General features: G+C 36.2%; 22 protein-coding genes and 3 tRNA genes. 14 read left to right on the top strand and 11 right to left on the bottom strand.

The features are described 5' to 3' along the window. The first annotated feature begins 119 nt into the window (after positions 1 to 119). Both ACQWU4_RS03115 and ACQWU4_RS03110 read left to right on the top strand, forming a co-directional pair. Positions 120 to 905 (top strand): SDR family NAD(P)-dependent oxidoreductase, encoded by a 786-nt coding sequence (locus tag ACQWU4_RS03115; RefSeq protein ID WP_429934301.1) that lies wholly within the window; start codon positions 120 to 122, stop codon positions 903 to 905. Continuing rightward, the gene (locus ACQWU4_RS03110) at positions 902 to 1,867 is read left to right on the top strand and encodes an NAD-dependent epimerase/dehydratase family protein (protein WP_429934300.1); all 966 of its coding nucleotides are present in this window, start codon (positions 902 to 904) and stop codon (positions 1,865 to 1,867) included. Before ACQWU4_RS03115 ends, ACQWU4_RS03110 begins: the two co-directional genes overlap by 4 nt. 227 nt (positions 1,868 to 2,094) lie before the next feature. On the opposite strand, the gene ACQWU4_RS03105 is transcribed toward ACQWU4_RS03110, so the two are convergent. From ACQWU4_RS03105 to ACQWU4_RS03085, 5 genes are read right to left on the bottom strand one after another with little or no spacing between them, the layout of a single operon-like run. Then, positions 2,095 to 2,454, bottom strand: a complete 360-nt coding sequence (locus ACQWU4_RS03105; protein WP_429934299.1) for a DUF4180 domain-containing protein — start codon at positions 2,452 to 2,454, stop codon at positions 2,095 to 2,097. Between the two features lie 10 nt (positions 2,455 to 2,464). After that, positions 2,465 to 3,316 (bottom strand): peptide chain release factor N(5)-glutamine methyltransferase, encoded by an 852-nt coding sequence (gene prmC / locus ACQWU4_RS03100; protein ID WP_429934298.1) that lies wholly within the window; start codon positions 3,314 to 3,316, stop codon positions 2,465 to 2,467. Beyond that, positions 3,317 to 4,075, bottom strand: a complete 759-nt coding sequence (gene yaaA / locus ACQWU4_RS03095) for a peroxide stress protein YaaA (protein WP_429934297.1) — start codon at positions 4,073 to 4,075, stop codon at positions 3,317 to 3,319. A gap of 4 nt (positions 4,076 to 4,079) precedes the next feature. Further along, positions 4,080 to 4,781: a CPBP family intramembrane glutamic endopeptidase gene (locus ACQWU4_RS03090; RefSeq protein WP_429934296.1), complete on the bottom strand. Its 702-nt coding sequence runs from the start codon at positions 4,779 to 4,781 to the stop codon at positions 4,080 to 4,082. A 29-nt stretch (positions 4,782 to 4,810) separates the two neighbouring features. Next, a complete protein-coding gene (locus ACQWU4_RS03085; protein ID WP_429934295.1) occupies positions 4,811 to 5,422 on the bottom strand; it encodes an L-threonylcarbamoyladenylate synthase in 612 nt (203 codons plus the stop codon). 102 nt (positions 5,423 to 5,524) lie between these two features. Between ACQWU4_RS03085 and ACQWU4_RS03080 the strand changes: the two genes are divergently transcribed. From ACQWU4_RS03080 to ACQWU4_RS03070, 3 genes are all read left to right on the top strand, one after another. Beyond that, positions 5,525 to 5,597, top strand: a tRNA-Met gene (locus ACQWU4_RS03080). A 38-nt stretch (positions 5,598 to 5,635) separates the two neighbouring features. Next, positions 5,636 to 5,708 (top strand) — tRNA-Met (locus ACQWU4_RS03075). A 39-nt stretch (positions 5,709 to 5,747) separates the two neighbouring features. Next, positions 5,748 to 5,820: transfer RNA gene (locus ACQWU4_RS03070), tRNA-Met, on the top strand. A 340-nt stretch (positions 5,821 to 6,160) separates the two neighbouring features. Here ACQWU4_RS03070 and ACQWU4_RS03065 read toward each other — a convergent pair. The 3 genes from ACQWU4_RS03065 to ACQWU4_RS03055 form a co-directional block, all read right to left on the bottom strand. Then, positions 6,161 to 6,403 carry an Ada metal-binding domain-containing protein gene (locus ACQWU4_RS03065; protein ID WP_429934294.1) on the bottom strand — a complete coding sequence of 81 codons (243 nt, stop codon included), beginning with the start codon at positions 6,401 to 6,403 and terminating at the stop codon, positions 6,161 to 6,163. 3 nt (positions 6,404 to 6,406) lie between these two features. Further along, positions 6,407 to 7,120, bottom strand: a complete 714-nt coding sequence (locus ACQWU4_RS03060; protein ID WP_429934293.1) for a 2OG-Fe(II) oxygenase — start codon at positions 7,118 to 7,120, stop codon at positions 6,407 to 6,409. 476 nt (positions 7,121 to 7,596) lie between these two features. Continuing rightward, a complete protein-coding gene (locus ACQWU4_RS03055) occupies positions 7,597 to 8,178 on the bottom strand; it encodes a hypothetical protein (RefSeq protein WP_429934292.1) in 582 nt (193 codons plus the stop codon). A gap of 334 nt (positions 8,179 to 8,512) precedes the next feature. Here ACQWU4_RS03055 and ACQWU4_RS03050 point away from each other — a divergent pair, with 334 nt between their 5' ends. The 4 genes from ACQWU4_RS03050 to ACQWU4_RS03035 all read left to right on the top strand — a co-directional run bounded on the left by ACQWU4_RS03050 (position 8,513) and on the right by ACQWU4_RS03035 (position 12,504). Continuing rightward, complete coding sequence (locus tag ACQWU4_RS03050; RefSeq protein WP_429934291.1) at positions 8,513 to 8,878, top strand: BlaI/MecI/CopY family transcriptional regulator; 366 nt, start codon at positions 8,513 to 8,515, stop codon at positions 8,876 to 8,878. 6 nt (positions 8,879 to 8,884) lie between these two features. After that, the gene (locus tag ACQWU4_RS03045) at positions 8,885 to 10,876 is read left to right on the top strand and encodes a M56 family metallopeptidase (RefSeq protein ID WP_429934290.1); all 1,992 of its coding nucleotides are present in this window, start codon (positions 8,885 to 8,887) and stop codon (positions 10,874 to 10,876) included. Between the two features lie 60 nt (positions 10,877 to 10,936). Continuing rightward, positions 10,937 to 11,842 (top strand): GLPGLI family protein, encoded by a 906-nt coding sequence (locus ACQWU4_RS03040; RefSeq protein ID WP_429934289.1) that lies wholly within the window; start codon positions 10,937 to 10,939, stop codon positions 11,840 to 11,842. 95 nt (positions 11,843 to 11,937) lie between these two features. Next, a complete protein-coding gene (locus tag ACQWU4_RS03035) occupies positions 11,938 to 12,504 on the top strand; it encodes a sugar O-acetyltransferase (protein WP_429934288.1) in 567 nt (188 codons plus the stop codon). 56 nt (positions 12,505 to 12,560) lie between these two features. Here ACQWU4_RS03035 and fsa read toward each other — a convergent pair whose 3' ends face one another. After that, positions 12,561 to 13,214 carry a fructose-6-phosphate aldolase gene (gene fsa, locus ACQWU4_RS03030; protein WP_184159140.1) on the bottom strand — a complete coding sequence of 218 codons (654 nt, stop codon included), beginning with the start codon at positions 13,212 to 13,214 and terminating at the stop codon, positions 12,561 to 12,563. A 180-nt stretch (positions 13,215 to 13,394) separates the two neighbouring features. Here fsa and ACQWU4_RS03025 point away from each other — a divergent pair, with 180 nt between their 5' ends. Next, entirely contained in the window at positions 13,395 to 13,883 is a 489-nt protein-coding gene (locus ACQWU4_RS03025; protein WP_429934287.1) for a YdeI/OmpD-associated family protein, read from the top strand. A gap of 198 nt (positions 13,884 to 14,081) precedes the next feature. On the opposite strand, the gene ACQWU4_RS03020 is transcribed toward ACQWU4_RS03025, so the two are convergent. After that, positions 14,082 to 14,633, bottom strand: coding sequence for a tetratricopeptide repeat protein (locus ACQWU4_RS03020; protein ID WP_429934286.1), 552 nt, complete (start codon positions 14,631 to 14,633; stop codon positions 14,082 to 14,084). A gap of 187 nt (positions 14,634 to 14,820) precedes the next feature. On the opposite strand from ACQWU4_RS03020, the gene pepE reads away from it, so the two are divergent. The 4 genes from pepE (at position 14,821) to blaIND (ending at position 19,184) form a co-directional block, all read left to right on the top strand. Next, positions 14,821 to 15,513 (top strand): dipeptidase PepE, encoded by a 693-nt coding sequence (pepE, locus tag ACQWU4_RS03015; protein ID WP_429934285.1) that lies wholly within the window; start codon positions 14,821 to 14,823, stop codon positions 15,511 to 15,513. Positions 15,514 to 15,665: 152 nt separating this feature from the next. Beyond that, positions 15,666 to 17,036: a D-alanyl-D-alanine carboxypeptidase/D-alanyl-D-alanine endopeptidase gene (gene dacB / locus ACQWU4_RS03010; protein ID WP_429934284.1), complete on the top strand. Its 1,371-nt coding sequence runs from the start codon at positions 15,666 to 15,668 to the stop codon at positions 17,034 to 17,036. 7 nt (positions 17,037 to 17,043) lie between these two features. Next, the gene (locus ACQWU4_RS03005) at positions 17,044 to 18,195 is read left to right on the top strand and encodes a sensor histidine kinase (RefSeq protein WP_429934283.1); all 1,152 of its coding nucleotides are present in this window, start codon (positions 17,044 to 17,046) and stop codon (positions 18,193 to 18,195) included. 254 nt (positions 18,196 to 18,449) lie between these two features. Continuing rightward, positions 18,450 to 19,184: an IND family subclass B1 metallo-beta-lactamase gene (gene blaIND / locus ACQWU4_RS03000; RefSeq protein ID WP_429934282.1), complete on the top strand. Its 735-nt coding sequence runs from the start codon at positions 18,450 to 18,452 to the stop codon at positions 19,182 to 19,184. 56 nt (positions 19,185 to 19,240) lie between these two features. Here blaIND and ACQWU4_RS02995 read toward each other — a convergent pair whose 3' ends face one another. After that, positions 19,241 to 21,097, bottom strand: coding sequence for a PDZ domain-containing protein (locus ACQWU4_RS02995; protein WP_429934281.1), 1,857 nt, complete (start codon positions 21,095 to 21,097; stop codon positions 19,241 to 19,243). Between the last annotated feature and the right edge of the window lie 140 nt (positions 21,098 to 21,237).

The raw sequence follows: 21,237 nt of genomic DNA, 5'->3' as shown, positions 1-21,237 counted from the left end.
TATATTGTATTTCAGTTTATTATATGTTTGCTTTTTTCAATTGAAAAATAGGTTCACTCGGATAATTCTGAACATTCGAAGGCTCTTTTCAGGATAGCTTTGTACCATAAAATTGTTTTATGGATACCAAAGAATCATATGCTGTAGTTACGGGAGCAAGTCAGGGATTGGGAAAAGCATTTGCTGAAAATCTTGCAAGTAAAAAGATCAACGTGATTTTAGTGAGCCTTCCCGGTCAGCATTTAGAAGAACTTTCCCAGCGCCTGGAAGAGATTTATCAGATCAGAGCACATTATTATGAAGTAGACCTTTCTGTGAATGAAAACGTATTAAAGCTTACGGAATGGCTGAACCGTTCTTTTGAAATTCATATCCTGATCAACAACGCAGGGCTTGGAGGAACTAAAAAGTTTGTAGATGCTTCGCCATCTTATATTAACACCATCTTACAGGTTAATGTGGCTGCTACTTCATTAATTACCCATCAGCTGCTTCCCAATCTTTTAAGACAGCCCAAAGCCTATATTTTGAATGTATCGAGCATGGCTGCCTTTTCACCGATTGGTTTTAAAACAGTGTATCCCGCCTCCAAAACCTTTATTCATTCATTTTCAAGAGGACTTCATGAAGAGCTGAAAGATACAAACGTTTTTGTAAGTGTTGTTAATCCCGGAGCAATGAAAACCAATATAGATGTCTGCAAAAGAATTGAAAAACAAGGTTTTTTAGGAAAACTTACGCTTCTCGATCCAAACAAAGTAGCAGCCTACTGCATCAGGCAACTTTTCAAAAAAGATTCCGTTATTATGGTGAATCCTATCAGTTGGCTGGTGATGAAAATCCTGCCGATATGGATTAAGCTGCCTTTGATGACCAGTGCCATAAAAAAAGAAATTGAAGCATGAAAAAAGTTTTCGTGACCGGAGCCACAGGGCTTCTGGGGACTAATACTGTTATTAAATTATTACAATATGATTATTCTGTTATTGCTCTGGTGCGTAAGAAAAGCAGCTGGATGGGTGAGGAGAGCGAAAATCTCCGACTTGTAGAAGGCAATCTGTTCTCAGATGTTTCAGAGTATTTACAAAACGTGGATGCTGTAATTCATATTGCTGCGGAAACCGGTCAGGATCTTCTGCATTATGAGGATTACAGAAAAATAAACTATGATGCTGTTGTTCATTTGTTTACACTGGCAACCACAGCCGGAATTGAAAAATTTCTCTTTGTGAGCACGGCAAATACTTTAGGCTATGGAGACTCTGAAGGCTGGGGAAATGAAAAATCTCCTCAAATTTATCCTTTTACGCATTCTTACTATGCCCAAAGTAAGTTGGAAACGGAGAATTATCTTCTTCATCAAAATAGGAAAACAAAGGTGGTTATTGTAAACCCCACTTTTATGATCGGAGCCTACGACTGGAAGCCCAGTTCCGGGAAAATAATCTTTTGGGCCTGGAAAAAGAAGCTTGTTTTTTATCCGAAAGGCGGGAAAAATTTTGTTCACGCAGAAGATGCTGCCAAAGGAATTATAAAAGCTGTTGAAAAAGGAAAAAATGGTGAAAAATATCTTCTTGCCAATGAAAACCTGACCTACAAAGAATTTTTCGAAAAAATAAATACTATTGCGGGCCAGAAACCTGTGATGATCCCAATTCCCAACTCAGGACTTGTCATGTTGGGAATGATTGGTGATGGTTTGAGAAAGCTGAAAATAAAAACCAGTCTCAGTTCAGCTAATATGAAAGCTTTGAGGATCAATAATTTTTATTCAAATACGAAATCTGTGGAGGAGTTGGGGATTACATATCAGTCCATTGATAAAGCAGTAGAAGATGCGATCCAGTTTTTTAGAAAGGGGGAGTAATGAGTCTAAAATTAATAAGTAGATAAGAGTTTGTTTATCCTAAAACTTCGTCAGATCAACTTGTTGATCATGTCTTTGCTATTCTTAAATAAACGATAAGGCTGGTAAACCTTTGCGTTAAAAAAGCTCTCGCAGATTTAGCAGATTACGCAGATTTTATTTGTGAAAATATTTGTGGAGATTAGTGCTGTTTGTGGTTTATTAAAACAAATATTATTATTGAATTTTTAATTTCCAAGCCTTTCCAAAGCATTCTCCAGGGTGTTAACAAAGTTAATATGCTTTGTTTTATTACTTTCAAAAATAAAATCCTTTATACTTTTACTTTCATACTTCTCAAAACTTCCAATGATGGCAAGGCTTACCCTATAGTTGGAGAATTTCTGCAGGATATCCCCGGCTATTTTTGTTTTCAGATCAAAAAATTCAGGAGTAAGGTTTTTTTCATAAACAATAACCTTGTCGAATCCCTGATAGTAGGCATTACCAAGAAGATCCAGCCCGTCCTGAGCAGACCGGATAATGATTTCATCAGAAGTAATTTCAGCAATTTTTATATTATTAACAAGATGGGAGATAATTTCCATGATTCAGTTTTTATTTTTTCCCGAAAATAAACCTGTCATTTTCAGATAAATCTTTGATAAGTTGAACTTCAGAAAAATGGTGAGTATACAATTCAAGGGTTTCAGGACCCAGTTTCTGATTAATTTCCAAAAATAAGAATCCATTATTATTCAGATGCTTTTTAGAATCTTCTGCAATTTTACGGTAAAAGATCAAAGCATCTTCAACAGGGGAGAAAAGGGCCATTTTGGGCTCAAACTCTTTGACAGAATCTACAATTTCTGTTTCTTCTTCAATTCCTATGTATGGAGGATTGGAAATAATAATGTCATAGTGATCCTGTAATTCAAAATTCAGATAATCTGCATGAATAAAGCGGATCTCCAGCTGATGGTGTTCAGCATTTCTTTTTGCAGTTTCCAGAGCTTTTTCAGAGAAATCAATGGATGAAACTTCTGCCTGGGGGAAATGTTTTTTTAAAACCAAAGGTATCACACCGCTGCCGGTCCCTATATCAAGAATCTTTAAACTTTGACCATTAAATCTCGAACTTTGAATTTTATGGATTGCTATTTCAAGCAGTTCTTCTGTTTCCGGACGTGGAATAAGAACATTTTCGTCGACGAAAAAGAGCATCCCGTAAAATTCAGTTTCTCCGAGAATCTGTTGATACGGTTTACCTATTTTTAAATCTGAAACTGCCTGAAAAAGTTGTTTCTCGTCATCTGTAAGAAGTTCCTGATAGGACAGTCTTCTTTGGTGAAAAGAATCAAGGCCTACAATTTTCTGGATAAAGACAGAGCATAAAAAAGTACTTTCCGATTCATTATAATGTTCGGAAAGCTCCATTTTAAAATATTTTTTGAATTCTGATATTGTCATTTATCTTGTGAAAACCAGTTTTGTATCTGTAGATTTTTCTTCATCAATCATATAACCTTCATAATTGAATGCTTTTACATCATTCAGGGTTTTGGCATTGGTTTCCGCACAGAACCTTACCACAAGACCTCTTGCGTGTTTGGTGTAAACAACGATGGTTTTCAGCTTTCCGTCTTTCAGTTCATAGAAATCAAAATCAATAACTTTATGATTTAATTTTTTTCTATCGATTACTTTTCCGTACTCATTACTCGCCAGATGAAGAAGAATTTCACCTTTTTTCATCTCGGAATTCAGCTGTTCCGTAATTTTTTCTCTCCAGAATTCATATAAATTTTTATACTGATCAAATTCAAAATGTCTTCCCATTTCCAGTCTGTAAAGCATTACTTTGTCAGAAGGCTTTAAAAGACCATACAGCCCGGAAAGCATTCTGTAATTCTTTTGCAGATAGTCAACGGCATTTTTATCCAGGGTTTTGGCATCCAGTCCTCTGTAAACTTCTCCTGTAAAGGCGAACAGGGCAGGGGCGGACTCTTTTGCCATTGGCTTGGCCTTCCATTTCTGGTTTCTTTCCCAGTTTTCATCAGCCAGCTTTGGGGATATTTCCATTAATTCGGAAAGATATTTCGGAGATTTATGTTTTAAATAAGACTGTATAAATGCAGCTTCTTCGATGAATTTTGGTGTAGTTGACCTCAGTAAATCAGTTGAATTGTCAACGTTCATCAGTTTTGCTGGAGAAGTTATAATTTTCATAATGTTAAAATGCAGATAAATGTTTAATATCAATTAAATTCATAATCATCATAGATACAAAGTCGTACATAAAATGACAGATGATTAAAATTTTAATGTTCGAATATTGTTTATAAAACATAGCAAAAACGATTCCGATAAAGAAAGGTACAACCACTTGTCCAATCGTTCCGTAAGTGCAGTGCAGAATTCCAAATAATATGGCGGAAATAAAAATACCGCAATATTGATTATTGTATATTCTTTCAATTCTTGGCTGAATGTATCCTCTCATAAGAAGTTCTTCCACCACTCCGGCAGTAAGGCAGATAAAGATCATCAGCAGATAATTATTTTTAAAAGCAGAAGAGATCTGAACCATCTTGCTGCTCATGCCCTCCTGAGTCAAAAGCTGGATAATTATACCGATAACGGAAGTTCCTATAAGACAGGTAAAATACAGACGGATTACCGATCTGGTATAGAATGATGCAGCATATTTCTTTTCTTTCCATAGCAGGAAAGGATTTTTTCCTACAAAAAAATTATAAAGAAAAACAAAACAAAGAACTATCCAAAGAATAATCCTTGTATAAAAAAAATTAATGGATGTAATTCCTTTTGTACCTGTAATTAGATAAATAAGCGGAAATGCATAAAGCATTACTGCAGCAAGAAGCACAAAGGTAAAAAGAATTCCCAGTGCATATTTACTGTACAAACTCATAATCCAAATGATGGGTTGACTGCTTCTGACTAAATAATTCCTTTTCCCTGGCGGATGATTTCCGGTTCTCCTGAGGTAAGATCCACAATGGTAGAAGCTACATTATCACCATAGCCGGAGTCAATAACAATATCTACAAGATGATCATACTTTTCTGCGATCAGTTCAGGATCTGTAGAATATTCAATGATTTCATCATCATCTTTTATAGAGGTTGAAGCAATCGGATGCCCCAGTTTTTCTACAATTAGCTGTGGAATCGGGTGATCAGGAACACGGATACCAATAGTTTTATGGTTTTTATAAGCTAAAGGAAGGCTTTTATTCGCATCCAGGATAAAAGTAAATGGCCCCGGAAGATGGCTTTTCAGAAACCTGAATACCGAAGTATCTATAGGTCTTGTAAAATCTGAAAGATGGCTTAAATCATTACAGATGATAGAAAACTGAGACTTTTCCAGTTTTACTTTTTTAAGCTGGGCCAGCTTTTCCATGGCTTTTATATCAAAAATATTACATCCCAGAGCATAGATTGTATCAGAAGGATAGATAATCAGTCCGCCATTTTTTAAGGTTTTAATAACCTCATTCACAAGATTTTCCTGAGGGTTGTCAGGGTAAATTTTCAGTATTTTTGCCATAAAACAAAGATACAAATAATAAAATAGTTTTCATAAAAGTCCTTTATTTAAAAGAAAAATTAGGATTTTTAAAAAATAGCCGTATCTTTGCACTCACAATATCGCGGGATGGAGCAGTAGGTAGCTCGTCGGGCTCATAACCCGAAGGTCATCGGTTCGAGTCCGGTTCCCGCTACTAAGCAAGTACTTTCGGTAAGTACTCTAAAAATATACCGCGGGATGGAGCAGTAGGTAGCTCGTCGGGCTCATAACCCGAAGGTCATCGGTTCGAGTCCGGTTCCCGCTACTAAGCTAAGTGCTTTCGGTAAGCACTCTAAAGATACACCGCGGGATGGAGCAGTAGGTAGCTCGTCGGGCTCATAACCCGAAGGTCATCGGTTCGAGTCCGGTTCCCGCTACTATAACGAAAGAAGCAATAATTTATTGCTTCTTTTTTGTTTTATATACTCCTGTATTTTAATTACTTATGTATCCGGATTATTGAATTCCGGAGAAATATATTTTTTAACGCAAAGATTTATTTAAGAAACTTCTAATTTCAGATTAGCAAAGAGGGTGGCATAGCCACTGATTAAGCAACCGGATAAACGTTCGCTTAGTCGAATCAATCTTGATTGATTCTATTCTTTGCATTCCTTAAACTATCCGGTATTAAAATAAAAACTTTGCGTTTAAAATAAATATTTTAAGTTTTTCATATCTATAAATTCTCCAGATTATACATTAATAAATTTACCATCATCCTTTATTTTTCCATTGATTATATTTCATTTTCATACAATGTCCGCATGGACGGTAATTATTTTCCAAGGCTTCTTTTTCTGATATAAAAAAGACCCTGTTTTCCCTTTTCATTCTCTTTCCGGAAGAACAGCCGAGGAGCCCGTAAATCTTTAATTTTCGGTTCCCTCCAAAATTAATTTCCCGGCTTCTGATCTGGCTTCTCAGGGCAGCTGGAGAGATTTCAGTATGTTTTTTCATTTATTAACTGGTAGCATCATGAAATATGATTCCCAACGTACAACGGCTGCCTTCTTTTATTTCACTGACACCATGTTTCATATTCACTCTGTAATATCCCTTAGTTCCTTTTTCCGGCTTGAAATTGGTAGTAAAAATTAAGATGTCACCTTTCTTTGGATTAAGAACAATAGCTTTGGACTGTGCTCTGGGAATCTGCTGGGTAAGTACAAACTCACCTCCTGTAAAATCCTTTTCCGGTTCACTGAGCATTAAAACGATCTGAATTGGGAAATAGATATCTCCGTAAAGATCCTGATGTAAAGTATTGAAACCTCCTTTTCCATACTTTAAAATTAAAACTGTAGCCTTCTTCTGGCCGTTATCATGGCATTGCTGAAGTAATGCTGTATGTTCCAATGGAAAATCTGTTTTGATATTTAATGCTTTAAACCATGCATTGGCAACAGGAACAAGATGCGGATAGATATGTGTTCTTATTGTTTGGATCAAACCGGGAAGTGGATAACTGAAATATTTATATTCACCTAACCCGAAGCGGTGGCGGGCCATTACAACTGTTTTTCTGTATAGGGCAGAGTTGTCATATTGGGATTTCAATGCTTCACACTCATTTTCTGATAATAAGCCGGGTATAATAGCATATCCATTTTGATGTAGGGTTTCGGTAATCGTCTGCCAGTCTGTGTTTTCAATTCTTTGGATTATATCATTCATTACTTTTTATTGATTTTATTACAAAGATCAAACGTTACCTTAGTTCATAAAATCCGAAACATGCTGAATTTTAATTAATCCTTTTTAATGTGAATGCCAAATTATTTTATTCTTTAAAAGTAGTATTACTTCTACAAAAGGTGTTATTTAATTCTACAGTCTTTTTTTAGCGGTACAGTACCAAAGCCTTACTTTTGTATTGCTTTTGTTAATCAGGAAGCTGGTTACAGAGTCTATTTATGTTTAATGATCTCCGCCTCATTTTCTACTTTTTACCGAATGTTTTTATGGTTAATACATAATTGCCTTCCGGCGGAGATCGTTTTCATATCAGCCTTAAAAATTTTATCATGATATAATAATGATTAATGTATTGTATATATTCTAACTGAAGAGAACTGCATCTGTGGTTCTTTTTTATGTAAAATAAAAATCCCACTTGAAAAAGTGGGATTTCATTATATTTAAAATTGATATTATTGAGCCAACTGACTGAAAGGAGCAAGTTTATTGTCATCAGACATTGTTTGTCCTAAAAAGTCTTTTTTCTGATCTCCCTTCATTCTTCCTGCAGCATCACTGGCACTGAAATAAGCTTCACTTAGTTTTGTACTGATTTCTGCCGGTTTGAAATCGAATTTCGTGTCACCTTCCACACCAAGATATCCGTTCTTTCTGGTAAGGTTTGAGATATAATTGTTGTAGTTGATGAATGTATTTCTTAAGTATTGTGTATGATATTCCATACATTTTTTAGCTTTTTTGGAAGAATTGTTAAGAATGCAGTTCTTCATATTATTTCTGTACAGGAACCATTCAGATTCCAGAATACCATATTCTTTTGCCAAAGCAGTCTTTCCGTTGGTAACGATATTGTTGTCACCTTCCTTATCCGCAATAGTCTGAAGATGTTTGATAACCAGTGGAACTGTGTTTTCAATCTTCGTTTTGGTTTCCTTTAAGATACTGAGATCTGCAGCCGGAGATTTTGTCTTTTGAGCTGTAGTAATGTTAAAAATAAGCAGTAATAGTACAATCAATAAGTTATATCTTTTCATGAGAAATTTTTAAAGCACTAAAATAAATATATTTTCTCACTTTAAACAAATTCATTTTAATTTTATTTAATAAAAATTAACAAGTTTTAAGAATTTATAGCTTAATATGAGCTTTTCCTGCATATTAAACAGGCAATAAATAAGGTATATTAAAAATTTAACATATTTTAATAAAATTTATTTTGTTGATTTTCAAACACTTACAACTGTTGATGTTTTATCACTAAAAAAATAGTTGTTTCATTCAATTTTATTTCTACATTTGTATAACTAATTTATTAGTGATATAGAATTTTATTAATTATATGTCACTTTATGATAAAATGAACAGGATATGAAAATTCAGAATTTGACAAAGGCAGAAGAACAGGTGATGCAGTATTTATGGAAACTCGAAAAGGGATTCCTGAAAGATATTCTGGACCTCTTTCCGGAACCGAAGCCTCATACCAATACGGTTTCTACAATTTTGAAAGTATTGAAGGACAAAGAATTTGTAGACTACAATGTATATGGCAGACAGCATGAATATTTCCCGCTGGTTACTAAAGAACAGTATTCCGGGAAAACAATGAAAAGCCTTGTAAAAAACTATTTTAAAGGATCTTATAAAAGTGCCGTTTCTTTCCTTGTAGAAAAAAATGAAATGACGGTAGAAGACCTTGAAATGCTTCTGAACGAACTCAAAAAGAAAAACTAACGGATCATGGAAACTCTACTTCTATACTTCGGAAAAGTAATTATAAGCTCCGGTGTAATGTTTTTGTATTATCAGTTGTCTTTAAAAGACAAGACATTCCATCATTACAACAGATTTTATTTACTGTCTGCAATGATTATATCGCTGCTGCTGCCTCTGATAAGGGTAGATGATTTTACGATAGAAGTAAACAGTGAGATGTATATGCTTCTTGACAAGATTCAAAATTTTAATACGGAAAAAAACATAGACAATGGCCACATTTATTTTAGAATTATTTTTTCAGCTCTGGGACTGGTTTCTCTCTATTTTTTAGGGAAATTAATCTTCGGGGTCCTCAAAATCCGGAAGCTTAAAAAACAGTTTCAGAAAGAAAGTTTTGACGGGATCAATTTTTACCGTACAGACCTGACCGAAGCTCCGTTTTCATATTTTAGAAACCTTTTCTGGAAGAATACCATCATGTTGGATTCTGATGTAGGAGAGCAGATTTTAAAGCATGAAATGGTTCACATTGAGCAGAAACACTCTTTCGATAAAATCTTTATTGAAATCATCACCTCTGTTTTCTGGTTCAATCCGTTTTTTCATATCATAAAAAAAGAGATCAGCCTGATCCACGAATACCTGGCGGATAAAAAAGCCGTTAAACAATCGGACACAAAAGCATTTGCGCAGATGCTTTTAGCAAGCCACTTTTCCGGAACACAGTTGCCTGCTGCCAGTCCGTTTTTAAGTTCAAATCTAAAAAAACGACTCAAAATGTTACAAAAACCAAAAACCAAATTCGGATATGCGCGGAGAATTTTTGCATTACCGGTTTTATTCTCAGTAGCCTTTGCCTATATGGTAAATGCCAAAAACAAAGAAATTAAAGAAACAAATATAGCGATTAAAGAAGCCGTTTCTCAGATTAGAAAAGACACAATACCACCTCAGGAAACTGAAAAAAGAGAAATTGTAAGTCCGAAATTCTTCAAAGAATCTTCAGGGAAGAAAGAAATAGCAGAGCTTGGAAAGAAAATTGAAGAAAAAAGTAAAGCTTTAAAAAACCTGAATCCTGAAAGTAAAGAGTTTCAGCAGAAGGTTGATGAGATCAGTGAACTTTCCGGAGAAATAGGAAGAATTACGAATTCTGATGATTTTAAAATGGCTTTTACCATTCCTGATATGGATTCAAAAAGACTGAATGATTTTTTCAAATCCGACGAATGGAAAAACAGAGCTAAGTCCCTTGAAGAGCTTGGCGTAGAAATGCCGGATCTTTCAAATATGGATTTTGATTTTCCCGATGCTCCGCCGGCTCCTCCTGCACCCAATGCTCCAAGAGTAAAAGTAATGAGGTTCAATGATGTTGTTTACCAAAACTGGGATTCAGGAGATACAAAAGCTTCAAGAAAAGCCATCAGAGAAGGAAAAGCAGCCAGAAAAAAAGCTGAGAAAGCCCGAAAAGAAGCTATGGAATTAAGTGAAAAAGCCAGAGCAATGGGAGAAGAAGCAAGAATAGCCGGAGAGAAAGCCCGAATTGAAGGAATGAAAGCAGGCAGAATAGCTGGGGAAAGGGCTAGAATCGAAGCTATGAAGGCTGGAGAGATCGGAAGAATAGCAGGTGAAAAAGCAAGAATTGAAGGAGAAAAAGCGAGAAAAATAGGCGAGAAAGCAAGATTAGAGGCATTAAAAGGAATTTCCGAAGGAGCCAAAGGAAATGTGTATTTCTTCAGAAGTTCAGATTCTGATAAACCATTTTCAGGAAACAGAACAATGGAACTTCAGGCGGATTATATGAAAAGAGATGCCAATGGAACCATTGCTTTAAACGGAGTGAAAAAATTTAAGGTAAACGGCTGGGATGATACCAGGATTTTTCTGGACGGAAGAGAGATTACCAAAAGTGAAATGGATGCGATAAAGCCTGAAAATATTGCCAGCATTACTATTAATAAAACAGATGGAGCAAACACCAGACGTGGAGAAATAAGAATTCAGACAAAGAAATAAGTACCACTAAGCTTTGTTAATTGTATATTAGCAAAGCTTTTTTATTATCAAATTCAAATTATGAAAACTAAAATTTTATTCTTTTTGCTTCTGGGAATAATAACCGGAGCCCAAACCAACAGATTTTTTTATGAATACAAATTCATTCCCGATTCCAATAACAAGGAAGAAGTTAAAAAGGAAATGATGCTTCTGGATATTAATAAAACCGGATCAGCCTATTACAGCCATGATAAATTTGTTGCAGATTCCACTTCAAAAGCAGATCTGGAGAAACAAATAAATTCAGGAAGCGGCAATATCAATATCAACAGAAGGGAAAGACCAGGACAGGTTTCTTATAAAGTAACCAAAACCTATCCTGATTTCAAAACCTATCTTTTTACAAGCATCAGTACAGACAAATATAAAATACTGGAAGACAAAAAACCGGAATGGAAAATTCTTTCCGATAAACAGAAAATAGGAGAATACAATACTCAGAAAGCAGTGACGAGCTACGGAGGAAGAGAATGGACAGCCTGGTTTTCATCAGATATTCCTTTTCAGGACGGACCATATAAATTCTATGGTCTTCCGGGACTGATTGTAAAACTGGAAGATGCTACAGGGTCTCACATTATGACACTAGTAGGAAATAAGAAGATACAGAATCCTGCAGAAGAAAAAGAAACTCAGCTGCCGGATAATATCAGAATATTGGGAATGGGTGGAAAAGAGCTGGAAATTACAAAAGACCAGTACAAAAAAGCATGGAAAGCTTATGTAAATGATCCTGCCAAAAATATGAGAGAAATGATGATGAGAAACGGAGGGGATTCAAATACAAAGATGGTATTTAAAATGAAAACCCCGGACGGGAAAGAACTGTCAGATCCGAATCAGGTATTCAAGGAAATGGAGAAAAGAACCAAAGAAGCACTTCAGAAAAATAATAACCCGATCGAACCGGATCTGGTGAAGTAGTCTACATAATTTTTTAATAGAAAACAGGATGGTTATTAATGACTATTCTGTTTTTTTTGTGATTATTGTACCTTTAAATCCTGAATTTAAACAAGATGACAGAGAAGGAAAAATGTATAGCCGGGCTTTTATACAATGCCAATTATGACCAGCAGCTGATCGGAGAACGTATGACATGCAAAGATCTGTGTCTGGAATATAATCATTTGAAAAATTCCGATACTCAAAACAGGAATCTATTAATTAAAAGAATTCTCGGAAAGACAAAGGAAAATATATGCATAGAGCCTTCCTTCTGGTGTGACTATGGGTATAATATTGAAGTCGGTGAGAATTTTTACGCCAATCATAATCTGACTATTTTAGACTGTGCAGAAGTGAAGTTTGGAGATAATGTCTTCATTGGACCAAACTGCAGTTTCTATACAGCAGGGCATCCACTGGACGCAAAACAGAGGAATGAAGGGCTGGAATACGCCCATCCGATCACAGTGGGAGATAATGTATGGCTGGGCGGAAATGTAGTTGTTCTACCAGGAGTAACTATTGGAAATAATGCTGTGATAGGAGCGGGAAGTGTGGTTACAAAAAATATTCCGGATAATGCAGTTGCTTTCGGAAATCCCTGTAAGGTTATTAAGAATATTGAGGAAAGTCTATAAAAGAAAATCCCGGAACAAAAGCTCCGGGATTTCTATATCTGAATTTGCTTCAATGATTAAGCTAATTTCTGAGAATCTGCAATAAACTGAGCCAGTCCGCTGTCCGTTAAAGGGTGCTTTAATAAGCTCAAGATCGGAGGAAGTGGAGATGTGATTACATCTGCCCCGATTTTAGCACAGTCAATGATGTGCATAGAATGACGGATAGATGCTGCCAGAATTTCAGTCTCATACATATAGTTATCAAAAATTAATCTGATTTCCTGAATAAGACCAAGTCCGTCTGTAGAAATATCATCTAATCTTCCCAGGAAAGGAGAAACATAAGTCGCTCCTGCTTTAGCTGCTAAAAGAGCTTGTCCTGCAGAGAAAATAAGCGTACAGTTTGTTTTGATTCCTTTATCGGAAAAATATTTTAAAGCTTTGATACCGTCTTTGATCATTGGGATCTTTACGACAATATTCGGGTGGATTGCTGCCAATTCTTCCCCTTCTTTGATCATTTCTTCATACGTGGTTGAAAGTACTTCAGCAGAAATGTCTCCGTCTACAAGTTCGCAGATCGTTTTGTAGTGATTTTTGATTGCTTCATTTCCCTGGATACCCTCTTTTGCCATTAATGAAGGATTGGTTGTTACACCATCTAAAATTCCAAGATCTCTTGCTTCTTTGATCTGCTCTAAATTGGCTGTGTCAATAAAAAATTTCATTTCGTTCGATAGATTTATTCCTGCAAAGATAATGATTCCGTTTGTGAGTGGAAAATTTTAATTTTGGTTAGAAGTTAGAAGTTAGAAGTTAGAAGTTAGAAGTTAGAAGGACAAATTATAGTCTGCACTTCGAATTCCATATCCCGTAACTTCTACAATAAAACCGTAACTTTGATAAACATGAAAAACAGGAGTTTTACAGCCGTACTGGAAATCATTGGAATCAATCCTTTTGTTTTTATTCCGGAAGATATTTTAAATACAATTTTTGAAACTTCCGGAAAGGATAAAAGCCCTATTCCCGTGAAAGGAACGGTAAACGGAAAAGAATATAAGCAGAACCTGATGAAATATCTGGGTGAATGGAGGCTGTATGTCAATCTTCTGATGCTGAAAAATTCTCCCAAAAGAATAGGTGAAACTATTGAAGTTTCAATAGAGTACGATGATTCGGACAGGAGTATTTCCATTCATCCCAAACTGGATACAGCCATTAAAGCAAGCCCGGTGGCAGCCACTAATTTTGATAATCTGATCCCGTCCAGAAGGCATGAGCTGATCCGGTACATCAACAATCTGAAAACCAATGCGAGCATAGAAAGAAATGTTGAAAAGATCATCAGACATCTTCATGGGGAAACGGATTTCTTTGGTAAAAGAATTGATTAAATTATTAACTATTTAAAAAAGCTAAACCATTAAGAGAGATTGAGAAACTAAGTATAGTTAAGATAATCAATTTGATTTTAAGATATTGAGGATTTTCTTAATATTCTTAATCACTGATTAAATCTTAATGGTTCAAATGATTTTTTTAAGCTCAATGCATAAAAAATCCGGAAAAATTAATTCTCCGGATTTTATTTTTTATGAATTTAAAGCCTTACTAAGCTTTACAGCATCCTGATTGGTTGGGTCATATTGTATGGACTTGGCAATATGTTCTTTTGCTTTACCCGGATCGGTTTTCTGTTCTGCAAAAGCAAGATAGAAATAAGCATAGGCCAGATTCTTCTTGTTTTGCTCTACCTCTTCAGGCTTTACAGTGGCAATATATTTTTCATAAGCAATTTTGGCGTTGGCATCATCTTTAGCAGACTGATAGGCATATGCCTGACTGTAGTAAGACGGAGCCCAGTCCGGTAATAAAACCGATATTTTCTTCCATGTATCCACTGCATTGGTCCAGTCTGAGGCTTCCTGATAGGCAGCAGCCAGTTTTGCCAGTGATTCCGTATCTTTTGGATTGGTTTCGATTTGCTTTTTAAGGCCATCGATGGTTGGGTTGCCTGCCTGAGCTGTAGCTGCTGTATTATTGGCACTGTCTGTTTGAGTAGTCTGCGCATTTGCAAAACCTGCAGTTCCTACAAGGATTAACCCTAAAAATAGATTTTTAATATTAACTTTAGTCATTTTCATAATCTTACATTTTAAAATTCTGTTTTCTAAAATTCAATAATAATTCCATAAAAACTTAAATTTTAGAGGCTTTAAGTTTTTTTAGAGAATATTAACGGATAAATTTATTTTTTTAGCTTAATTTTTGATTCGTTAGCGATTGAGTTTATCTTTGTCATTCAACTTTTTTAATAATCAAAATAATCATATGAATATCATACTGGCCTCAACCTCCACAATTTTTGGAGGAGAATATCTGGAATACTTAAGAGAAGAATTAATACAGCTATATAAAGGAATTGATGAGATCATCTTCGTTCCCTTTGCCAGACCGGGCGGAATGTCCCATGACGACTATACGGCAAAAGCACGTTCTTTCTTTGAAACCATCAATATTAAAGTAAAAGGTCTTCATGAATTTGAAAATAAAACGGAAGCTCTGAATAATGCTCAGGGATATTTTACAGGCGGAGGAAATACATTTTTGCTGGTAAAAACTCTTCATGAGGAAGGTTTAATGTCTGTTTTAAAAGAAAATGTTGAAGCAGGAAAAGCTTATCTCGGATGCAGTGCCGGAAGCAATATCGGAGGGCAGAATATGAAAACCACTAACGATATGCCTATTGTTTATCCGCCAAGCTTTGACTGTATGGGACTTGTTCCGTTCAACCTCAATCCACATTATCTGGACCCGAATCCTGATCTGAAACACAACGGAGAAACCAGAGAAACCAGAATTAAAGAATTCCTCACCCAGAATGATCTTAAAGTGGTAGGTCTCCGTGAAGGAAACTGGATCAGAAAAACCGGAGATAAGATCACGGTAGAAGGCAGCGAGCTTACAAGAATCTTTGAAAAAGGCAGAGAACCTTACGAAATAGAGGCGGGAAGTATACTTTAAATCATCAAAACAAGTTCTTATTTTTATTATATTTGATCAGAGTTTGGATGAAATGCTCCGACTCCGGCATAACTAAAATATTCTGTATCAACAATGTCATGCTGAGCGAAGTTGAAGCATAATAATAAATTTTGATCTATAAAAAACTTGCAATGAAAAAAACGCTTGCAGTTCTTATACTGTCGGTTCAGGTAATATCTGCACAGAATATTGCCCAGAAGCTGGATAAAGCAACCAAAGACCTTATGGATTCTTCGGGGGCTCTTTCGTCCGGTTTATCGTTTTACGTAACTGATGAAAACGGTACATTTATTTACGAATATCAGGGGAATAAAGGCCTGTCGACAGCCTCCACACAGAAAATTTTCACTGCCGGGGCAGCTCTTGAAACATTAGGAAAAAATTATACTTATAAAACAACGGCAGGATATTCCGGAACCTTATCTTCAGGTATTCTGAACGGGGATCTTATTATCAGTTCAAATGGAGACCCAACTCTGGGAAGCTGGCGGTATGATGCTTATAAACCTGAAAGTTTTAAAAAGAAATTCCTTGAAGCTCTTAAAAGCTCAGGGATTACAAAGATTTCCGGTAATCTGGTGATAAATGATTCTTATTTTGATCATCAGACAATTCCCGGAGGATGGCCGTGGGATGATCTGGGTAATTACTACGGAGCGGGAGTCTGGGGTATTAACTGGAGAGAAAATCAGTTTGATATTAATATTAACGGAACAGATTTTAAAGGATTCTCTTATCCGCTTGAAAATCTAAGATGGCTCAATGATCTGAAGGCTGGCGGGGATTCCGATCAAAGTCTCATTTTTACAGCCCCTTATTCTGAGGTAGCATTGATCAACGGAACACTTCCGGCAGGTAAAACAGTCACGGTTTCCGGGGCTTTACCGAATCCGCCGCTGCAACTGGGAACAGAGGCTCAGCAATGGCTTAAGGAATCAGGAATTGAAATTTCAGGAAAAGTCGTTACTGCATCGCAACTTGAATTGGAGGGAAAACAGGTACCGGGTACTGCAAAAAATATTATCCTGACTTACCAGTCGCCGACTTTAGATAAAATTGTGTATTGGTTTCTAAGGAAAAGTGTCAATCTTTACGGGGAGACTTTGATTAAAACTTTAGGAAAAGAAAAGAAGGGAAATTCAAGTTTTAAAAACGGTATTGCCTATTTAAAAGAATTCTGGAAGTCCAAAGGAATCAATCCGAATATGATCAATTTTGCAGACGGAAGCGGGCTTTCCCCACAAAATTATGTAGCTGCGAAAGCTGAAGTTCAGGCTTTACTGTATGCTAAAAAACAAACATGGTTTGATGCCTATTATGACGGATTTCCGGTTCAGGATAACGGGATGAAAATGAAAAGCGGAACAATGAGAGATACCAAATCTTTTGCAGGATATCATACTGCGAAAGACGGCAAAAAATATGTATTTTCAATCATTATTAATAATTATCAGGGAAGCGGAGGGGCAGAACTGCAGAAAATTCTGAATGTCTTAAAATAAAACAGCTTTGAGGAAATCCATACTTACCAGACTGAATAACTGGATCATATTTTTGCTGATGACTTTGGTGGTTGTCACTATTGTGGTTGCCTCAACTATTCTTATCAATTTTCTCCGAAAAGAGGAGATCAAGAGGGTGGATATTCTGGTAAGTGCTTTAAAATTCCAGCAGGAAGTAACTCCCAGTCTGGAAGTGCAGGAACTGATTCTCAAAATTTACAGCTCTAATAATACAATTCCAATGATTGTTCTGGACAGGGATGACAGGCCGATGGTTCATAAAAATATTCCGAAGGAAATAGAGAATGATCCGGTTCAGATCACCCTTCTGGCCAAGAAAATGGCGAAAAGCTATCCTCCCATTGAAATTAAGATCCCGGAAGGCAATAACCAGTTTGTTTATTACGATAACTCAAGATTACTTAATGATTTGAGGTATTCTCCTTATATCCTGGGCTTTTTTATTCTGTGTTATTTTCTGTTTTCATTCTGGTTTCTGCGAACGATCAAGAAAACCGATGAAGGCTATCTATGGGCCGGACTGGCTAAAGAAACTGCCCATCAGATCGGAACTCCTTTATCATCTATGATCGGATGGATGGAAATTATGAAACTGGATAACCCGGAATCCGAAGGCGTATACGAGATTGAAAAGGATATTGAAAGACTGAGGACCATTTCCGAACGTTTTTCCAAGATAGGTTCAGTTCCGGAACTGAACGACAAAGATTTTAATGAAACGATTGTAGAGAACTATAATTATCTCAAAACAAGAATCTCAAAGAAAATAGACTTCAGTCTGCATCTTCCGACGTATACTATTCTTGTTCCCCACAACAAGATCCTGATGAGCTGGGTGATCGAAAATCTGGTTAAAAATGCTGTGGATGCCATGAAAGGGGAAGGAACACTGGAAATGTATGTTTTTGAAAGAAACAAAAATATCCTCATCGAAGTAAAAGATTCCGGAAGCGGAATGACAAAGCAGCAGGCAAGAAATGCCTTTAAACCAGGCTATTCTACCAAAAAAAGAGGTTGGGGCCTTGGGCTTTCGCTGGCTAGAAGGGTTATTCATGAATACCACAATGGCGATATTAAAATTTCCCAGACTGAAGTAGGAAAGGGAAGTACATTCAGGATAACGATTAAAAAAGCGTAAATTATAAACTCTCATTGTTGAAATAGGTCTATTTCAAAACAATTCGTTATTAAATTTTAAAAATTTTACTTTTAAATCTCCTTTTATTCTCATACTACAATAGAACAGCAATTGTATTAAAAAAAGTTAAATCCTTCGAATGGGAATAGTTTTATACAAATTATAGATAAATTTGTACTTCTTCCGGACAACAATTGGGTCCAATTATTCCGTCCAATCTATATTTGATTTATCAACTAAATACTATAAAAATTATGAAGAAAAGTGTTAAGGCTTTTGCAATGCTGTGTTTATTCTCAATTAGTTTTTCCAATGCGCAGGTAAAAGATTTTGTTATAGAACCTCTTAGTCCGAAAAAGTTGTATTTATATCAGACATTTGGAGTTTTTGACGGTAAAGAATATTCAGCCAATGCTGCTTATCTTGTAACAAAAAAAGGAGTGGTATTATTTGATGTTCCATGGGAAAAAAGCCAATATCAAACCCTTATGGATACTATAAAAAAGAAACATAACCTGCCTGTAATTGCGGTATTTGCAACACATTCACATATGGACAGAGCCGGAGACCTGAGCTTTTACAATAATAAAGGAATCAGTACGTATGCGACGGCTAAAACCAATGAATTTCTGAAAAAAGAAGGCAAAGCAACTTCCAGTAAACTTATTAATGTCGGTAAAAAATATAAAATAGGAGGCGAAGAGTTTGTTGTAGATTTTCTTGGTGAAGGGCATACCGCAGATAACGTAGTCGTATGGTTCCCTAAATATAATGTTTTGGATGGAGGCTGCCTTGTGAAAAGCGTAAGTGCTACAGACCTTGGTTATACAGGAGAGGCAAACGTAAAACAGTGGCCGTCTACCATGAAAAACCTGCAGGCAAAATATCCTTCCGATGCTAAAGTAATTCCCGGCCATGATGAATGGAAAGGGGGAGGTCACGTAGAGCATACCCTTGAGCTTTTAAGTAAGTCACAAGACACAAAATAGAAAAAGCGGAGAAAATTTTCTCCGCTTTTTTATTATCTGCTAATTTTAAATTTTCATTACTTCTTCCCGGTCAGCCACTGACTTTGAAGCTTCAATTCTGCAGGAGTTGGATTGGCTTTATACTGCAGGGTTTCTATAGTCATTTTATCCAAAATAGCTTTTCCTTTAAGATCTATTTTATCTGTTTTGTCACCATTTTTTCTTAATACGGTAACTGTAACGTTCTGACCTTCTTTAATGGATTTGGCATAATTGATAAAATCCTGCATATTCTGTACATTGATGGTTTTCCCATCCAGAGCTAAAATTTCATCAGTGATCTTAAATCCTACACTTTTTGCAAAAGGGGACAGGGCAGAACTTTCGTCAAAAATAAAAGTATTATTCTTATCATTATACCCCGTCTGGTTCGGATCTTTGATGAACCAGAAAAGAGGCGGTGTATCCATTTTTTTTGTTTCTACGCCTACCATATTCAGGTATTCGGCATAAGGGGTCGGCTGGTTTCCTGCAATGTATTTGTTATAGAAATCCTTAACCTGTGGGTAGCCGGTTACAGTTACCAGTTCGTCTACCAACTTATCATCTTTGAAGGGTTTGTTTTCTCCGAATCTCTGGGACAGTTTTCTGATCATATCGCGGTAGCCCATTTCCCCGTTAGACAGCTTTCTCAGTTCAATATCCAGACACATGGTCAGCAATGCTCCTTTTTCATAAACGTTTCTGTACTGGTCTTTATATTCATCCTTCAGAACATTCTTACTCATGACCGTAAATGGCATCGTATCATCGTAATTCTTTGAATTAGTGATCTTTTCACCGATTCTTTTAAGGAATTCATCCTTGTTGATCAGGTTTTCCTGAATCTGGAAAAGATTGGCGAAATATTCTGTTCCGCCTTCGTACATCCATAAGTGCTGGGACATTTTAGGATCAGCATAATCAAAATAATGGATCTCTTCAGAATGTGTTTTCAAAGGGTTTACCGTATGGAAAAACTCGTGGGAAACCACATCTGTAATTGTTTTATCAATGGCATCTTTCGGCATCATTTCCGGAAGTACAACACTTGTGGACTCATGATGTTCCAGTGCTCCGAAACCTTTGATTTGCGGTCCGTCGCCTCCGGAAAGATAGAGCATGATCGCATATTTTTTATTTGTATTCATATCACCCAGGAACTTCTTCTGAGCCACTACCATTTTTTCAAGATTATCCTTAAAATCTGCAGCTTTATACTTTCCTGTAGGAGAATACACTCCGAGTACAAGATCCATCCCGCCTGCATTGAAGGTAATATAATCCGGCTTCGTGTACATAAGCGGAGAATCGGTCACTTTAGCATAATTGGCAAGAGTATAGGTGTCTGTAGCATCAGACTTATCCTGATCCACAAGAGCGGTTGTTCCATAGAATCCGGCAGGCTTCTGAACGATCAACTGATACGGAACATCCTGCATATTGTCAATATATCCGATAAAACCGTGAGTATTGATCATATATATTTTTCCTTCCTCAATATCGGTTCCTGAGGGAGAAAATACAGCCTTATGTTTTGAATTGTCCTGCTCATCATCAAAACTGTCATTAACGAGGTAAGTTACTTTGCTTAATGCCTGTGCATTTTTTAATGAATAGGTGTTGTCATTAACTTTTGTAAAGGCTAATTCTCTTCCTTTGTTATCATAAAATTTAATCCCTTCCACAAATCTTCCGTAATCATCCACGGAATAGGTGCCGGGAACGGTCTTAGGAAAATGGAATTTAATATCTCCGGATTTCATTTTCGGGAATTCCATAGTGACGGCTACCTTATCGTCTTTTACATTTACAAGATCAATCGTAGTTTTTATGGATTGGGCATTGGCCAAAAAGGCGGCGAAAAGACCCAGACTTATTGCTGCTTTTCTCATTAGATTTAATGTTTATGGTTAAATAGTAGTTTTTTTGATCGTTTTGTTACGAAATATTGTATTAAACTTTTCTTAAAATTTCAAAATGTTAATTTCCGGACTTTAGCACTTGAAATAAAAAGGCAAATCTGTAATGTTAC

It is taken from the genome of Chryseobacterium sp. MIQD13, from assembly GCF_050496705.1.
Taxonomy (GTDB): domain Bacteria; phylum Bacteroidota; class Bacteroidia; order Flavobacteriales; family Weeksellaceae; genus Chryseobacterium.
The sequence above is the reverse complement of the archived record's forward strand: the minus strand, read 5'-3'. Positions and strand labels throughout refer to the sequence as shown.

Bases quoted from the DNA above. Each gene is read 5' to 3' on its own strand.
- ACQWU4_RS03115 (WP_429934301.1), top strand. From the start codon at position 120: ATGGATACCAAAGAATCATATGCTGTAGTTACGGGAGCAAGTCAGGGA.
- ACQWU4_RS03110 (WP_429934300.1), top strand. From the start codon at position 902: ATGAAAAAAGTTTTCGTGACCGGAGCCACAGGGCTTCTGGGGACTAAT.
- ACQWU4_RS03105 (WP_429934299.1), bottom strand. From the start codon at position 2,454: ATGGAAATTATCTCCCATCTTGTTAATAATATAAAAATTGCTGAAATT.
- prmC (WP_429934298.1), bottom strand. From the start codon at position 3,316: ATGACAATATCAGAATTCAAAAAATATTTTAAAATGGAGCTTTCCGAA.
- yaaA (WP_429934297.1), bottom strand. From the start codon at position 4,075: ATGAAAATTATAACTTCTCCAGCAAAACTGATGAACGTTGACAATTCA.
- ACQWU4_RS03090 (WP_429934296.1), bottom strand. From the start codon at position 4,781: ATGAGTTTGTACAGTAAATATGCACTGGGAATTCTTTTTACCTTTGTG.
- ACQWU4_RS03085 (WP_429934295.1), bottom strand. From the start codon at position 5,422: ATGGCAAAAATACTGAAAATTTACCCTGACAACCCTCAGGAAAATCTT.
- ACQWU4_RS03065 (WP_429934294.1), bottom strand. From the start codon at position 6,403: ATGAAAAAACATACTGAAATCTCTCCAGCTGCCCTGAGAAGCCAGATC.
- ACQWU4_RS03060 (WP_429934293.1), bottom strand. From the start codon at position 7,120: ATGAATGATATAATCCAAAGAATTGAAAACACAGACTGGCAGACGATT.
- ACQWU4_RS03055 (WP_429934292.1), bottom strand. From the start codon at position 8,178: ATGAAAAGATATAACTTATTGATTGTACTATTACTGCTTATTTTTAAC.
- ACQWU4_RS03050 (WP_429934291.1), top strand. From the start codon at position 8,513: ATGAAAATTCAGAATTTGACAAAGGCAGAAGAACAGGTGATGCAGTAT.
- ACQWU4_RS03045 (WP_429934290.1), top strand. From the start codon at position 8,885: ATGGAAACTCTACTTCTATACTTCGGAAAAGTAATTATAAGCTCCGGT.
- ACQWU4_RS03040 (WP_429934289.1), top strand. From the start codon at position 10,937: ATGAAAACTAAAATTTTATTCTTTTTGCTTCTGGGAATAATAACCGGA.
- ACQWU4_RS03035 (WP_429934288.1), top strand. From the start codon at position 11,938: ATGACAGAGAAGGAAAAATGTATAGCCGGGCTTTTATACAATGCCAAT.
- fsa (WP_184159140.1), bottom strand. From the start codon at position 13,214: ATGAAATTTTTTATTGACACAGCCAATTTAGAGCAGATCAAAGAAGCA.
- ACQWU4_RS03025 (WP_429934287.1), top strand. From the start codon at position 13,395: ATGAAAAACAGGAGTTTTACAGCCGTACTGGAAATCATTGGAATCAAT.
- ACQWU4_RS03020 (WP_429934286.1), bottom strand. From the start codon at position 14,633: ATGAAAATGACTAAAGTTAATATTAAAAATCTATTTTTAGGGTTAATC.
- pepE (WP_429934285.1), top strand. From the start codon at position 14,821: ATGAATATCATACTGGCCTCAACCTCCACAATTTTTGGAGGAGAATAT.
- dacB (WP_429934284.1), top strand. From the start codon at position 15,666: ATGAAAAAAACGCTTGCAGTTCTTATACTGTCGGTTCAGGTAATATCT.
- blaIND (WP_429934282.1), top strand. From the start codon at position 18,450: ATGAAGAAAAGTGTTAAGGCTTTTGCAATGCTGTGTTTATTCTCAATT.
- ACQWU4_RS02995 (WP_429934281.1), bottom strand. From the start codon at position 21,097: ATGAGAAAAGCAGCAATAAGTCTGGGTCTTTTCGCCGCCTTTTTGGCC.